The organism is Rothia nasimurium (assembly GCF_049068285.1).
GTDB classification, from domain to species: domain Bacteria; phylum Actinomycetota; class Actinomycetes; order Actinomycetales; family Micrococcaceae; genus Rothia; species Rothia nasimurium_I.
Genome location: NZ_JBLKPV010000010.1, coordinates 1 through 14574 on the forward strand (window position 1 = coordinate 1; position 14574 = coordinate 14574).

Annotated in this window: 12 protein-coding genes and 1 tRNA gene; all 13 read right to left on the reverse strand. The window is 61.6% G+C overall.

The features are described 5' to 3' along the window. Window positions 1–17: 17 nt before the first annotated feature. A tRNA-Leu gene (locus tag ACMXX3_RS09200) sits at window positions 18–91 on the reverse strand. A 66-nt stretch (window positions 92–157) separates the two neighbouring features. Then, entirely contained in the window at window positions 158–1543 is a 1386-nt protein-coding gene (locus ACMXX3_RS09205) for an NAD(P)/FAD-dependent oxidoreductase (protein WP_421084419.1), read from the reverse strand. A gap of 266 nt (window positions 1544–1809) precedes the next feature. Next, window positions 1810–3201, reverse strand: coding sequence for a S8 family peptidase (locus ACMXX3_RS09210; protein ID WP_421084420.1), 1392 nt, complete (start codon window positions 3199–3201; stop codon window positions 1810–1812). 13 nt (window positions 3202–3214) lie between these two features. After that, entirely contained in the window at window positions 3215–4171 is a 957-nt protein-coding gene (locus tag ACMXX3_RS09215) for an exopolyphosphatase (protein ID WP_421084421.1), read from the reverse strand. Window positions 4172–4215: 44 nt separating this feature from the next. After that, a complete protein-coding gene (locus ACMXX3_RS09220) occupies window positions 4216–4782 on the reverse strand; it encodes a DUF501 domain-containing protein (protein WP_421084422.1) in 567 nt (188 codons plus the stop codon). A gap of 39 nt (window positions 4783–4821) precedes the next feature. Beyond that, a complete protein-coding gene (locus tag ACMXX3_RS09225; RefSeq protein WP_421084423.1) occupies window positions 4822–5604 on the reverse strand; it encodes an FtsB family cell division protein in 783 nt (260 codons plus the stop codon). Window positions 5605–5769: 165 nt separating this feature from the next. Further along, the gene (gene eno / locus ACMXX3_RS09230; RefSeq protein WP_421084424.1) at window positions 5770–7050 is read right to left on the reverse strand and encodes a phosphopyruvate hydratase; all 1281 of its coding nucleotides are present in this window, start codon (window positions 7048–7050) and stop codon (window positions 5770–5772) included. A 279-nt stretch (window positions 7051–7329) separates the two neighbouring features. Further along, complete coding sequence (locus ACMXX3_RS09235) at window positions 7330–8034, reverse strand: MazG nucleotide pyrophosphohydrolase domain-containing protein (protein WP_421084425.1); 705 nt, start codon at window positions 8032–8034, stop codon at window positions 7330–7332. After that, on the reverse strand, window positions 8034–9290 hold the full coding sequence (locus tag ACMXX3_RS09240) for an adenosine deaminase (protein WP_421084426.1): 1257 nt from the start codon (window positions 9288–9290) through the stop codon (window positions 8034–8036). Before ACMXX3_RS09240 ends, ACMXX3_RS09235 begins: the two co-directional genes overlap by 1 nt. 102 nt (window positions 9291–9392) lie before the next feature. After that, complete coding sequence (locus ACMXX3_RS09245; RefSeq protein WP_421084427.1) at window positions 9393–11375, reverse strand: hypothetical protein; 1983 nt, start codon at window positions 11373–11375, stop codon at window positions 9393–9395. A 27-nt stretch (window positions 11376–11402) separates the two neighbouring features. Further along, window positions 11403–12701 (reverse strand): thymidine phosphorylase, encoded by a 1299-nt coding sequence (locus ACMXX3_RS09250; protein ID WP_421084428.1) that lies wholly within the window; start codon window positions 12699–12701, stop codon window positions 11403–11405. Between the two features lie 101 nt (window positions 12702–12802). Further along, window positions 12803–13198 carry a cytidine deaminase gene (locus ACMXX3_RS09255; protein WP_421084429.1) on the reverse strand — a complete coding sequence of 132 codons (396 nt, stop codon included), beginning with the start codon at window positions 13196–13198 and terminating at the stop codon, window positions 12803–12805. 81 nt (window positions 13199–13279) lie between these two features. Next, window positions 13280–14572, reverse strand: coding sequence for an ABC transporter permease (locus ACMXX3_RS09260; protein ID WP_421084430.1), 1293 nt, complete (start codon window positions 14570–14572; stop codon window positions 13280–13282). Window positions 14573–14574 lie beyond the last annotated feature (2 nt).

The window sequence follows — 14574 nt, forward strand, 5'->3', positions numbered from 1 at the left end:
ACGTACTCTCTTTTTTGTAGCCCCACCGGGACTCGAACCCGGAACACAAAGATTTTAAGTCTTCTGCCTCTGCCAATTGGGCTATAGGGCCTAGAGCGGGCGCCCGCCGGGCAAACCGGCGAGCGCAATCGCTTATACATTTATACCAGAAAAGTGCTTACAGCTTTGCCTTAGCCTTCTCAGGAGCAGTACCGGTAGCCTGCTGGAAAGCACGGCGGGGTGAACGCTGATGACGGATCGAAGAAGTATCACGACCGAAAATCTGGTTCAGAGCCCAAGTAGCCATCACACGAGCAGTACGCTCAGTGGTAGGAATAGCGGTACCGTGGTAGCCACGGTGCATCAGCCAAGCCAGAGGGCCACCAATGGTCTTACCCTTGAAGTTAGCAACACCCTTCCACAGACCCAGACCGGCAACAACACCGATAGTCTCGTGGTAGTAGTCAGTCAGGGCCTCGCCGCGACGCTTAGCCAGCAGGTTCTCAGCCAGCTTCAGAGCCTGGCGGGAAGCGTGCTGGGCGTTAGGAACGCAGAAGCCACCGACGCCGCCACCGGAGAGGTCGGGTACAGCAGCGTTGTCGCCTGCTGCCCAAGCGTCCTCAATAACACCCTCATCGCCAGCAACACGCAGGTCAGCCTGGACGCGCACACGGCCGCGCTCATCAATGGGGAAGTCAGTGTCCTTCAGCATGGGGGACGCTGCAACACCGGCGGTCCAAATCAGGGTGTCAGTCTCAAGCTCACCAGCAGGTGACTTATCACCCATGTTAATCAGCTTCAGGTGGCCGTCAGTTGCATCTGACAAAGAAGTGTTCAGCAGAACCTCAATGCCACGGGCCCGCAGCTCAGCAACAACCTTCTCAGCGCGGTCAGCAGGAACCTCAGGCATAATGCGGGGGGCTGCTTCAACCATGACAAAACGCAGGTCAGAAACACGCAGACGGTCATTGCGGTTAACAGCCTCACGAGCCATGTCTTCAAGTTCAGAGATGGTTTCAACACCAGCGAAACCGCCACCGACAATCACGAAGGTCAGGGCCCGACGGCGAGCGTCCTCATCGGTCTCGATGGAGGCAACTTCCAGGCGCTCCAGAACCCAGTTACGAACAGAAACAGCCTCTTCAACGGTCTTCATACCGATAGCAACCTCGGCCAGGCCGGGGATCGGGAAGGCACGGGTGACAGCACCGGCGCCGAGAACAATTTCGTCGTAAGTCAGCTCGAAAGTCTCGCCAGCGTTGATGGGCTCAATGGTGGCAGTCTTGTTCGCGTGGTTAACAGCAACTACGCGACCACCGATGATCTCAGAATCACGCAGGTGCTGGCGCAGGGGAACGGTTGCGTTACGACCCTCCATAGAACCAGCGGCAACCTCAGGCAGGAAGGGCTGGTAGGTCATGTAGGGGTTGGGGTCAACGACGGTAACAACGCCACCTGACTCCTTGATGACCTTCTGGATTTTCTTAGCAACGGTGAAGCCAACGTAGCCGCCACCGACGATGAGGACGCGAGGGCGGTCCTGTGCAATCTTATTGAATGCCATTCGTGTTTGTTCTTCCTATCAATAGGGATAGCCGGTCTCCCGGCAAAAAGTCTCCATGCTTATCTTGCCACTTTTAAAGGGCTTAAGTATAGTTTTGAGCATTTTTTGCTCTCAGCTGTTGCGCGGTGTTATACCCCAGTCTTCCAGGCCCCTATGACGACCGAATGAAAGGCAGATGAAGACGGTCTTCATCTGCCCCACCGCGCCAAACCAGCCGGACGGGATCCACCTCGCCACGGCCGTCCTCCCCCACCGGCAAAGGGCCCCTAGCGGCGGGAACGTCGGACCAGCCGGTTCAGCTGCCGGATCGTGCCCAGGCTGATAATCCCCAGCCAGAGGGCCAAAGCGGCAAGAATAATGAAGGGCAAAATCCCAGAATCCTCAACGGGCCTCACCGGCTGAGGGGCCGCTACCTCCTCGATAGTTTCACCGGCTTCATGCACGGGGGCCTGGCTCGGGCTCTCGGTAGCTTCAGCAGAATGCTTCCGGTGGACCTTTTCCCATTCGATCATTGATCCCAGCGGGTTAGAGTCGGTATCGTCAGGCATGTTCTGGGCAAGGGCCTTGGCCGGGTTGAGGATTCCATACCCGTAGAGGGCATCCCGCCCCGGGTCCCCGGCGTCGTCGGCTGACTCAATAATTCGCTGGATTACCTGTTCCCCGGTCAAATCCGGGTATTTTTCCATGATCAGGGCAGCGACTCCGGCAACGATCGGGGCGGCCGCGCTGGTTCCAGACCAGGTGGCGTAGCGGTCATCGGGGATAGCCCCAATCATTGACTCAGCAGGGGCAGACACGGCGATGGAAATGCCTTGGGAGGAAGACTCTTGAGAGTCCTTGCGGTTGCGGTCTACACCGCCGACGGTCAGAACCCCAGGCATGGTGGCTGGGGCTCCGACCTGGGTGAGGCCAGCCCCCCGGTTGCCTGCTGAGGCAATGATAACGACGCCTTTTTCTTCGGCGTAGGTGAAGGCATCGTCCCAGGACTGGGGCCAGGTGGTCTTATCTGAGCCCACAGAAAGGTTGATAATATCTGCCCCCTGATCAACAGCCCAGCGGACGGCGTCCGGAATCTGCTGATCAATGGAACGGGCACCAGCCTCAGCGGTACCCATCTCCAGGGAAATCGGCAAAATGGTGGCTTCGGGGGCGACCCCTATCATGCCTGCCGATTCACCGGGTTCTCCGGGGTTTGCCGGGGTGGTTCCGTCATCATGGCCGTGCCCTGCAATCACGGAGGCTACCAGGGTCCCGTGTTCTGGCTCCAGGCCCAGGCCCTTCCAGCCCTTAGTTTTGGTCGTGCCGGTTGAGGCATCGTAGCCGGATGAGACATTATTTTTGAGGTCCTGGTGGGTGCCATCTACGCCGGTATCAATGACGGCAACCGTCACCCCCTTGCCGGTGGCCTGGTCCCACAGGTCGCTAATGCCGTACTCGGTAAGCCAGTATTGGCGGGCCCGGATCGAGTCACCCTTGGGGGTGGTCACGGTGGCAACAGACGGAACGGCCGTAGCCCGGGCGCTAGCTGAGGGGCTAGCCGATGCTGAAGGCCGGGTACTGGTGCTAGGTGCCGTAGTGGCATGGGCGGACGCAAGAACCCCACCTGCCAGGGCCAGGCAGGTGGCGGTCAGGGCGGCACAGGTTCGCAGTCTGGGCATCAACCTGGTGTTTCTAGTGGTCAGCGCGGGCTGCTACCGAGAGGGCCAGGCCGTCGAGAATATCCTTTTCTGAGGCAACAGCCGTAGTAATGGCACCGCCGGTGATAGCACTGATACGTTCGCAGATACGGGCCCAGACCACAGACCCGGCAGGAATAACATCGACCCGCCCCTCATGCATGTAGGGCAGCTCAGCCCGCTGGGCGCTGGTCATGGCCACCATATCGGCGGCGGTCTTCGAGATAGCCTTGATAGGGATTTCTGCGCGGTCAATCCGGGCCGGGTCGTAGGAGTCAAGGCCCAGGGTGTGGGCGACGACGGTGGTGACGGTTCCAGCAACCCCGACAATCCGTTCGGCCTTGGACAGGTCAACGGTTGACAGGGCTGTCGCAATAGCCTTGTCGGTATCTGCAATGACGCGGGAAATCTGGGTGACGTTGGCCGGGTCGGAGCTGATGTGGCGTTCGGTCATGCGGACGCAGCCAATGTCCACAGATTTAGCTGCCACAACGCCGTCCTTGTTGCCCAGAACGAACTCGGTAGAGCCGCCGCCCAGGTCAACGACCAGGGTCAGAGCTTCGGTGTTCCCTACTGAAGATACAGCCCCGGCAAAAGACAGCTCGGCTTCTTCGCGGCCGGTAATCACCTCGGGCTCTACCCCCAGGATCTCGCGGATGCCGTCCATGAAAATTTTTCGGTTGCCGGCGTCGCGGGTGGCGCTGGTGGCGGCAAAGCGGACGTCGGTCACCCCGTAGGCCTGCAAGAGGTTGGCGTATTCGGAGGTGGCGGCAAAGGTGCGGTCCAGGGATTCCTTAGCCAGCCAGCCGGTGGCGTCCACGCCCTTGCCCAGGCGCACAATCTTCATCCGGCGTTCTAGCTCGTGCAGCACGGGGCCGGTTTCGGTCATCTCAACATCGGCGATGAGCAGGCGGATGGAGTTGGTTCCACAGTCGATAGCTCCTACGCGCATGGGGTCTCCTGGGGGTTGTGGGGTCAGGACGGGAGGGGTTGGGCTTAGTCGCGCCAGGTGGGGTCGCAGTGGCAGGTGTCGGGGGTCCACCACTCGGTGATCAGGTCGAGGGTTGCGTCCCCGTAGGGGTTGATACCGCGGCCAACAGCTAGGGTGTGGCCGAGCACAGCGTGCAGGCACTTGACGCGGGTGGGCATACCTCCGGCTGAAACGCCCTCAATTTCGGGCACCTCTTCTAGGCCGGCCTTGACGCGGATGCGTTCGCGTTCTGCCAGGTAGTTCTCGTGGGCTCCCCGGTAGGCGGCCGCTTTTGCTTCGTCGTCGGCAACTTCGTCGGTCATCTCGTACATGGCGCCTTCTGCTTCAAGGCGGGAAGCTGCGGCGGTGATGACGGGGTGGGCCAGGTAGAAGGTGGTGGGGAAGGGGGACCCGTTGGCCAGGCGCGGGGCGGTGGCAGCGACCAGGGGGTTGCCGCAGACACAGCGGGCGGGGATTTCAACCACGTCGCGCACGGTGCGGCCGAGCTGGGCTGAGAGCACCTTGAGGTCGAGCTCGGTGGGGGTGAGAGTTTCGGCGGTGACGCCAAAGCCGTGCGGCTGATGGGAGGTCATGGTGTCCTTCGGTTGGGGGCTGTCTAAGTTCTAGTCTACCTACCGGCCGGTAGGTTCTGCGGGGGTCGTGGGGGCAGGCTGGCTGCCGGAGCTGTCGGGGCTGGTTCCTGCGGACGGTGCTGCCTCGGGGGCAGTGCCTGGATCCGTGGGGGTTCCGGGGGCTTCGGCTGACTCGGTAGCAGCGGCACTTTCGCTGCCTTCTGTGGGTTCAGGGTTGCTCTGGCTGGGCGGGCTGACGGAAGTGTCTTCGGCAGCCAGTTGCACAGAACCCCAGAGCTTGGTGGTCCAAGAATCTTCGGGGGCGGTCAGGGCTGCTGCGCTGGTATCGTCTGCCAGCCCCTGGGTGGAATCAAGGCCGACCACCAGGTAGGGGGTCTCCCCCGGTTCAACGTAGAAGAGGCGGCTTTTAGCCTGTTGCTTGACGAAGTTGTCGTCCTGCCACCAGCTCACCTGGGCTTCAAGCGACTGCTTTTCAGCTTCGAGCGCGGCAATGTTCTCCTGGGCGCTCTTGATTTCGTTGCTCTGCTTAATGTAGCTGGTCAGCGGGTTGTAAATAGTGAGGGCAACAACCGCCAGCACAATGGCCAGGGTAATGAAGTGGCCGCTAAAGGCGTGGGCGGCTACGGGGGTTGTCAGGCCGCCTTCCTCAGCTTTGGGCTGGGCAGGGGGCCTACTGAGGTCGAAGGTTTTGGGGGCAGCAGGCGCCGACCGGGTAGGCTTCCTGCTAGCCGGCTTCTTAGTGGGGGCGGACGGCCGCGCCGGGGTGCCGAAGCCGAAGTAGGCTGCGATGGGGTTGGGTTTCTTACCCGGTGTGCGTGCCATATGTGCTGTTCCTGCCCTCTCGTCCGTGAGCTTCCTATTTTACCGCCTGAACTGAGCACCCGCTGTATAGTTCCTGCCTTCGTCCTTAAAGGGCAGTGCCCCGGCCAGGGGCAACCTGGCCGGGGCACGGGCGTCCTTACTCTCTTACCTTAGAGAGGGAGCAGACTACTTTGCGAAGCGGGGGAAAGCACCCTTGCCTGCGTAAACAGCCTGATCGCCGAGCTCTTCCTCGATGCGCAGCAGCTGGTTGTACTTAGCAACGCGCTCGGAGCGGGCGGGAGCACCGGTCTTGATCTGGCCGGCGTTGGTAGCAACAGCCAGGTCAGCGATGGTGACGTCCTCAGTCTCACCGGAACGGTGGGAAACCATGCAACGGTACTCATTGCGCTGAGCCATGCTCATAGCGTCGAAAGTCTCGGTCAGTGAACCAATCTGGTTTACCTTCACGAGCAGGGCGTTAGCAGCGCCACCCTCGATGCCCTGAGCCAGACGCTCGGGGTTGGTTACGAAGAGGTCGTCGCCAACAATCTGAACCTTGTCGCCGATTTCGGCGGTGAGGGTCTTGTAGCCGTCCCAGTCATTCTCGTCCAGGGGGTCCTCGATGGAAACGAGGGGGTACTTAGCAACCAGGGAAGCGTAGTAGGCAGACATTTCAGCTGCAGACTTCTTCTGGCCTTCGAACTCGTAAGCGCCGTCGTTGTAGAACTCGGAAGAAGCAACGTCCAGAGCCAGGGCAATCTCTTCACCGGGCTTGTAGCCGGCCTTCTCGATGGCCTCGATGATCAGGTCAAGAGCTGCAGCGTTGGAGTCGAGGTTGGGGGCGAAGCCACCCTCATCGCCCAGGCCGGTGGACAGGCCACGGTCGTGCAGAACGCTCTTGAGGGCGTGGTAGACCTCAACGCCAGCCTGCAGGGCAGCGGAGAAGGTGTCGAAGCCGATGGGGGCGATCATGAATTCCTGGATATCAACGTTGGAGTCAGCGTGGGAGCCACCGTTGAGGATGTTCATCATGGGAACGGGCAGAACGTGAGCGTTGGGGCCGCCCAGGTACTTGTAGAGGGGCAGGTCTGAAGACTCAGCTGCGGCCTTAGCTACGGCCATGGAAACGCCGAGGATAGCGTTTGCGCCGAGCTTGCCCTTGTTGTTGGTGCCGTCCAGGGCGATCATGGCAGCGTCAACTGCGCGCTGGTCGGTTGCGTCGATGCCGATCACTTCTTCAGCGATTTCGTCGATGACTGCTGAGACAGCGCCGAGAACGCCCTTGCCCAGGTAAACAGCCTTGTCGCCGTCGCGGCGCTCTACTGCTTCCCATTCACCGGTGGAAGCGCCGGAGGGAACTGCTGCGCGGCCGAAAGCGCCGTCTTCGAGCAGGACCTCTACCTCAACGGTGGGGTTGCCGCGTGAGTCAAGAATCTGACGAGCGTGAACTGCGGTAATCAAAGCCATGAATATGCTCCTTGGAGGATAAGAAAATGGTGATGGCTGTATAGCGCTGAGCGGGCTGCTCTGGGGACTGGCTCTTGCCGAAGCCCCCGGCGCGTTTATAGCTCTCAGTCTACCAAAAAACCCACATAAGCACACAGGAATTCAACAATTCCCACGCTAATTTTGCCCTAGGTGAGGTTTTGTTGGTTAATGACCAACCGGTCACAACATCAAACTCCTTCTATTCTCCCACCCAGCAATTTCTATGAACAGGTATTACACCCAGCGTCAGCTGTAACCTCAGCTACCCTGAGCGTCCGTCACAGCCCGGTTATAGGCCCGAAGAGCCCTTTCAGCATCTAACCCGGCAGCCCGGGCGGAGGCAACCACCTGGTAAAGGTAGGCACCTAGTTCCTCTTCGGAGGTGAAGGGGGGAACCGGGCCGGGAGCGTCCTGCCCCTCGCCCCTGGACCCACCCCCCACTTTGGCCAGCTTGCCCTGGAGGGCAGCGGCAGCCGCGAGCGCAGGCAGGCCAGGGGGTATACCGTCCAGGACGCCGGTGCGTTCTGGCTTTTCGGCCTGCTTGATGGCATCCCAGGTGTCGTAGATATCCTGGGCGCTCAACTGCCCTGCTGCTCCCCCGGCCCCGAAGACGTGGGGATTGCGGCGGATGAGCTTCTTCGCCAGCCCCTCCATTACGTCGGCCAGGTCAAAGCCGCCCTGCTCAGCAGGCACCTCAGAAGCTAGATGGGCATGGAAGATAACATTCAGCAGCACATCACCCAGCTCTTCTTTTAAGAGCGGTAAATCCACTCCCCCAGCCGCTTCAACAGCCTCGATGACCTCATAGGTCTCTTCCACCAGGTAGTGCATGATGGAGGCGTGACTCTGGGCTGCTGTCCAGGCACAACCTCCCGGGTTTCGTAGGGTCGCAAAGAGCTCTAAGAGGTATTCCAGCCCCTGCCCTGCAGGGAGCTTGTCCTGGCCTAGATTTTCCTGATGCATTAGAAGCTAGCCTGCCCGGGATCTACTGAACCTGCCCCGGATGCTGCCCCAGCCCCGTCCTGACCCTGCTGTTCTTGGAGGGCAAGCTGGGCGTAGACCGTCTGGACACTCTGGATCAGGGCCTGCTTTTCATCGTGGGAGCAAAAAGCCCCGTTGATGGCGTTGTAGGTAACCTCAAAGAAGTCGGGCAGGCCAAAGCCGTGGTGGTGTGCCAGCTCAGCGAATTCCCTGCTCATGCTGGTGGCACTCATCAGGCGGTTATCGGGGTTGATCGTCACCGCAAAGCCGGCTTGAAGGAGTAAGGCAGCAGGGTGGTCGGCATGCTCGCGGGCAGGCTCAAAGGGACGGTGGTGGCCGACGTTACCGGCCTTCTCGGCAGCGTCGGTCTGCAGGTTGGAGCAGGGGCAGGTTTCCAGGACGATCCGGCGGTTCTTCACCCACTCAGCGGTTGCCCCTAGTTGCAGGACGGTCTGGTTGGGGTCAGCCCCGGGCATGAGCTCGCCCTGGGGGTCAAGTTCAGCAAGGGTACGGACGGTGATGTCTTCGGTGATTCGGACGCCGTGGCCCAGTCGCAGGGCCCGGCCCGTGACCAGGGCCTCCTGGATAGACTCCAGGCCGTATGCTTCACCGGCGTGCAGGGTCACCGGCAGGAAGTTCGCAGCAGCAAGATTCAGGGCCTCGGCGTGCTGGCTGGCAGGGAAGCCCTCCTCGGGGCCTGCCAAATCGAAGCCAACGACCCCCAGGTTGCGGTAATTCAAGGCGGTTTTGACGACCTCCACCGAGTTCTGGTTCTGCCGCATGGCGCAGAGGATTTGGTTGACCAGGATCCGACCCCCGGCCCGGCCCACCTCCTCCATGCCGTCCATGAAACCATCGGCTACGGCCTCAACGGCTTGGCCGTAGGTAAGACCTTCGCGGGTATGGAGCTCAGGGGCCCAGCGCACCTCCCCGTAGATGATGCCGTCAGCGGCCAGGGTCAGCACATGGTCGCGGGCTACCCGGCGTAGGTTCTCTGCGGTCTGCAGGACGGCCACCGTGTGCTCAAAGGTTTCAAGGTAGCGTTCCAGGGAACGGGAATCAGCAGCTTCCTTAAACCAGGCGGCCAACTCCTGTGGGTCGGTGCTGGGCAGGGTGTGCCCCACCTGGGCTGCCAGTTCAATGAGGGTTTCTGGCATGAGGCCGCCGTCGAGGTGGTCGTGGAGGCAAACCTTGGGTAGCTGCTGGATCCAGGTGAGGTTGGGCTGGTTCTCGGTCATGGTACTCCTTGTGGGGGTGGGGCCGGGTAGGCCACCGCCCCGGCTGTGCCTGGTCGGGAGGCTGGGGCCGGGGCGGATGTCCTGTGGGTGAAGAATCTGGAACTAGAAGGTCCAGGAAGCCAGGGCTTCGTTGAGGTGGGCCGGGATCTTGTCGCCGGTGCGCGGGAACATGCGGAGTTCTTCGACGTACTGCTGGGCGGGCAGGCGCTCAGGGTAGCGCACGAAAGCCTCTTCATCGGTGTAGTCGAAGGCGGTTTCGACGGGAGTTCCGGGGGTGAAGCGGATGGTCATGGCCAGCGGGGAGCCGTGGCCCTCCTTGTAGGAGTCTGCCTTGAGCTGCAGGATGGCCAGGGTTTCTTCGGGGATCAGGTCAAAGGTGCGAACCTGCTCCCAGAAACCGTTGCGGCGCACATGGGTAAGGGCGTCGTAGTAGGAGCCCAGGGCTCGCACCCGGATGAGGACGGTCGAGACGTCGCGGGCGGTTCCTTCGGGGCCGAACAGGGCCTCATAGACGGGGGCGAAGCGGGCGACGACCTCTGCTTCGGTGAGCACCAGGTTACCGGCGGCCTTCTGGGTGGCGGAGGGCTTAGCCGGGGCGGTGGAGGCGAAGGAGGGGGCCACGTCGTAGGTCAGGCCGGTGGTGGGGGCATCCAGGTTGGCCTGGGTTGCGCTGTGGGCCGGTACATAGTTTTCGGACGCGGTGTCGGCGGGGCTGTCTGCTGCATGAGCCGGGACGTGGGTTGAGGCTACCGGCTGGGTGCTAACAGCAGTGTCAGGAGCTTCTGCTTCTTCTGCGATGAAGGTGGAGTCATCGACGTGGGTGGGCAGGTCGTCCTCGCCCCGCTGGGGGGCGGGGGTTGCGGTGGCAGGGTGCTGGGCAGCGGCTGAAGCGACGACGGCCCCTTCGGGGGTAGCCTCTGAGGCCTCGGCCCCAGCAGGGCTCGCCGGGGTGCCGGTGCTGGGTGCAGCAGATTCGGCCGATTCAAACGGTTCGGCCGGTTCGGCCGGTTCGGCCGGTGCAGAAGAAGCAGGTGCGGTAGCTGATTCATTTGCAGGGCTCTGCTGGTTCTCTGGTGTTTCGGCTGAGCCAGAAATTTCGTGTGAGGCTAGGGCCTGCGCTGAGCCGGTGGAATCGTGGGATTCGAAAGTTTCAGCTCCCCCTGCCCCCTGGGCTGGATCGAGGGCCTCAGATGAACCGGGAGTCTCAGGTGCTTCGGCAACCGCACCTGATTCAAGAGTCTCAGAATCGGCAGCCTCACCTGCTTCAGAAGTCTCAGTTTCAGGGGCGCTCTCTGCCTTGCCCTCCCCTGCCAGGTCATCAGATCCGGCAGGTGAGCTTGCTGAGGAGACCGGGGCAGTTGCTGCCGATGCCTGGGCAGTTTCTTCCGATACCCGGGTAGTTTCTTCCGATGACGGAAGGGAGCTGGTCTGCTCCTGGGCAGAATCCCGAACGCCAGTGGTTCCGGTTCCGGTTCCGGTTCCGGTTCCGGTTCCGGTGGCCAGGCTGTAGCTAGTGTTGCTGGTCTTGCCAGTGTCAGTGTTCAAGAAGGAGGCGGTCACCGACGAATTACCGCTGACATCGGGGCTCACGACGATCAGGGCCCGGGTGAAGGCCCCTCGGGGGCTTTCCTTTTCTTCGACGTATAGGTCAGCAACAGCCTCGAACCACTCGCCACCGGGGGTAATACGGCCTGTTTCAATCTGCTGGCCGCGCAGCTGCAGGGTGTAGTCCATATCGTTGCCCTCTTGGACCAGGTTGAGGGTGACCTGCCCTTCTCCCTTAGAGCGCATGAGGGCAACGACGGAGCGCAACCCCGCACCGAGTTCGGGGGCTGTTTCACCAGCCCCAGCGCCGGCAGCGGTTTCAGCAGCCAGGGCGGGGGCCAAAACGTCTCGGTCGTTGGGGGCCGCAGGGATCCCAGCCTCAGCTGTTGCAGGGACCTGGTCGGCAGGGACGGCGGGGGAAGGTTCGGTAGTTTCGGTTCCCAGAATCGGCTGGGGAGCTACCTCGGTGGTTTTGGGGGTAGCGGCAGCTGCCTGGGTGGCGGGTTCTGCTTGCTTTTTCTTGCGGCTGAAGATTCCCATGGTGTTCTCTTTCTGGAGGTGCGAAGGTTAGGCGTTGATTCGGTCGATGATGGTGTCGACGGGGGTGTAGGTACCACCGATACTCCAGGAGCCGTCCAGGGATTCGAGGGCACGGTCGAAGCGTTCGGGGGTATCAGTCATGAGGGTCATCAGGGGCTGGCCAGCGGTCACATGGTCACCGGGCTTAGCGTGCAGGTTGATACCGGCAGCCAGCTGCACGGCATCTTCCTTACGGGCCCGGCCCGCTCCCAGGCGCCAGGAGGCAACGCCGACGGCCAGGGCGTCCAGGCGGGTGAGGGTACCGGTAGCCTCAGCGTAAATGGTGTGGGTTTCCTTGGGCTGGGGCAGGGGGGCATCGGGGTTGCCGCCCTGGGCTGAAATCATCTGCCGCCATTTATCCATAGCACGGCCGTCCGCTAGGGCCTCGGCAGGGTCAGCATCCACACCGGAGTTCCGGAGCATGACGCGGGCTAGTTCAATGGTTAGTTCAACAATGTCGGCGGGGCCGCCACCGGCCAGAACCTCAACAGATTCAGCCACCTCATTGGCGTTGCCAACAGCCAGCCCCAGTGGGGTATCCATGTTGGTGAGCAGGGCGCTGGTCTTAACGCCTGCTCCTTCACCCAGTTCCACCATGACCTCAGCCAGCTCGCGGGCGCGGGCTGCGTCCTTCATAAAGGCACCGGAGCCAACCTTAACGTCCAGCACCAGAGAATCGGTGCCCTCGGCAATTTTCTTACTCATGATGGAGGAGGCAATGAGCGGAATCGCTTCGACGGTGGAGGTGGTGTCGCGCAGGGCGTAGAGCTTCTTATCGGCAGGAGCCAAGCCGGAGCCTGCCGCTGAGATTACGGCCCCCACAGAGCCGAGAATGTCGAGGGTCTTTTCGTTGGAGATATTGGCCTGCCAGCCGGGGATCGCCTCGAGCTTATCCAGGGTGCCGCCGGTATGGCCCAGACCCCGGCCGGAGAGCTGGGGGACGGCGACGTTGTAGACGGCAACCAGCGGGGCTAAAGGCAGGGTAATTTTGTCGCCGACACCGCCGGTGGAGTGCTTATCTGCGGTAGCAAGTTTTTTGCCGGGGCCGATGATGGAGGAAAAGTCCATGCGTTCACCGGAGCGAATCATGGCGTCGGTCCAGCGGGCGATTTCATCGCGGTTCATACCGTTGAGGAAGATAGCCATGGCCAGGGCGCTCATTTGTTCGTCAGCGACAACCCCGCGGGTGTAAGCGTCAATCACCCAGTCGATCTGGTCGTTGGTGAGGGTTCCGTGGTCGCGTTTGGTGCGGATAATGTCTACTGCGTCGAAAGCTTCGGTGCTCACGGTGGGACCTTTCCAGGGCGGGGACCTTCGGCCGCCCGCCTCCTTGTATCTTCTCGTCTGGTGAAAAGTGTTCTAGTTCCAGTATGACAGGTTGGGCTTGGTTAGCTGAGCCTGTCGGGGCCAAAGGCGTCGGGGAGCATCTGCTCAATGGTCAGCACCCCGCTGGTAGACCGCAGGAGCATTCCGGGGGCGCTGTGCTCGTAGAGGAGCTGGCGGCAGCGGCCACAGGGCATCAGGGCATTGCCGTCCTTATCGACGCAGGCAAAGGCAGCCAGTTTTCCGCCACCGGTGCGGAAAAGCTCAGAGATGAGGGAGCACTCGGCGCAGAGGGTCAGCCCGTAGGAGGCGTTTTCGATATTGGCGCCGGTAATCAGACGCCCGTCGGTGGTTAGGGCCGCCACGCCCACCGCGAAGTTGGAGTAGGGCGAGTAGGAGTTGGCTAGGGCTGCAGTGGCGGCATCGGTGAGCTGGTCCCAGTCAATATCTTGTTTAGTCATGGGTATCTTTCCTGTTGAATATTAAGACGGCAGTGGCCGCCCCTTGCTGTGCAAGCGGGGCGGCCACACGTCCGTCCGGACCTATTCCTTGACGTAGGGGGTGCCGACGGCAGCCGGGCCGCGGGAGCGTCCGACCAGGCCAGCTACCGCGAAGATGGTGACCAGGTAGGGCAGCATGGCCAGCAGTTCTGTCGGTACGGAGGTGCCGAGGATCGACAGGACGTACTGCAGGTTGAGGGAGAAGCCGAAGAGCAGGGCTGCGGAGAGGGCTCCGATGGGGGTCCAGCGGCCGAAGATGAGGGCGGCGAGGGCGATGTAGCCCTGGCCGGCGGTCATATCGGAGTTGAAGGAGGAGACGGAGACCAAGGTGAAGAAGGCACCGCCCATACCGGCTACGGCACCGGCCAGCAGGACGTTGGTGGCACGCAGGCGGTTAACGTTAACGCCCAGGGTGTCAGCGGCCTTGGGGTGTTCACCGACGGCTCGGGTGCGCAGGCCCCAGCGGGTCTTGTTCAGGGCGAACCAGATAGCTGCTACCACAAGGTACATGAGGTAGACCAAAACGTTCTGGTTGAAGAGGACGGGGCCCAGAATAGGGATTTCAGAGAGGCCGGGAATGGCAAAGGCCGGGAGGCGCGGGGCCGAGTTGAGCGTGGTGGCGTTAGGCTCAAGCACACGGGAGAAGAGGAAGCCGGTAAGACCTGAAACGAGGACGTTGACCACGACACCGACAATAACCTGGTCAACCAGGTACTTGATGGCAAAGGAGGCCAGAATCGCTGAGACCAGCATGCCACCGATGATTGCTGCGATGAGGCCAATCCAGGCGTTCTTGGTGATGGAGCCTACCAGGACGGCGGAGAAGGCGCCCAGCAGGAGCTGGCCTTCGATGGCGATGTTGACGATACCGGAGCGTTCACAGAGCAGGCCACCCATGGAGCCGAAGATCATGGGGATGGAGAGCAGCAGGGCACCGTTGAGCAGGGAGACCAGGGAGAGTTCTGGTTTGGTGGTGGAGGCGATTGCCCAGACGAGGAGTCCGGTGGCGAAGGCAAACCAGTAGAGGGGGGCTATCCAGCGGGGCAGGAGCTTGCCAGCGTTGGTGGTGACCAGGGCGTAGCCTGCAAGGCCGAGCATGATGATAGCGGCAACCCAGCCGTAGATCACGGGGTTGATGTTGAGGGGGGCGGCTTGGAACCAGCTGACCCCATCAGCGTATTTGAGGGTGATGGTGGCTTTGGGGGCCTTGAGGACAATGAGGAGGGAGGCCAGAATACCGAGGACGCTGTAGATGACTGGGTTTTTCCAGTTCTTGACGGCGAGGGTTTCGGTGCTGGTTGCGGTGGCAGGTGCCGGGGTTGACTCTACGCTCATGG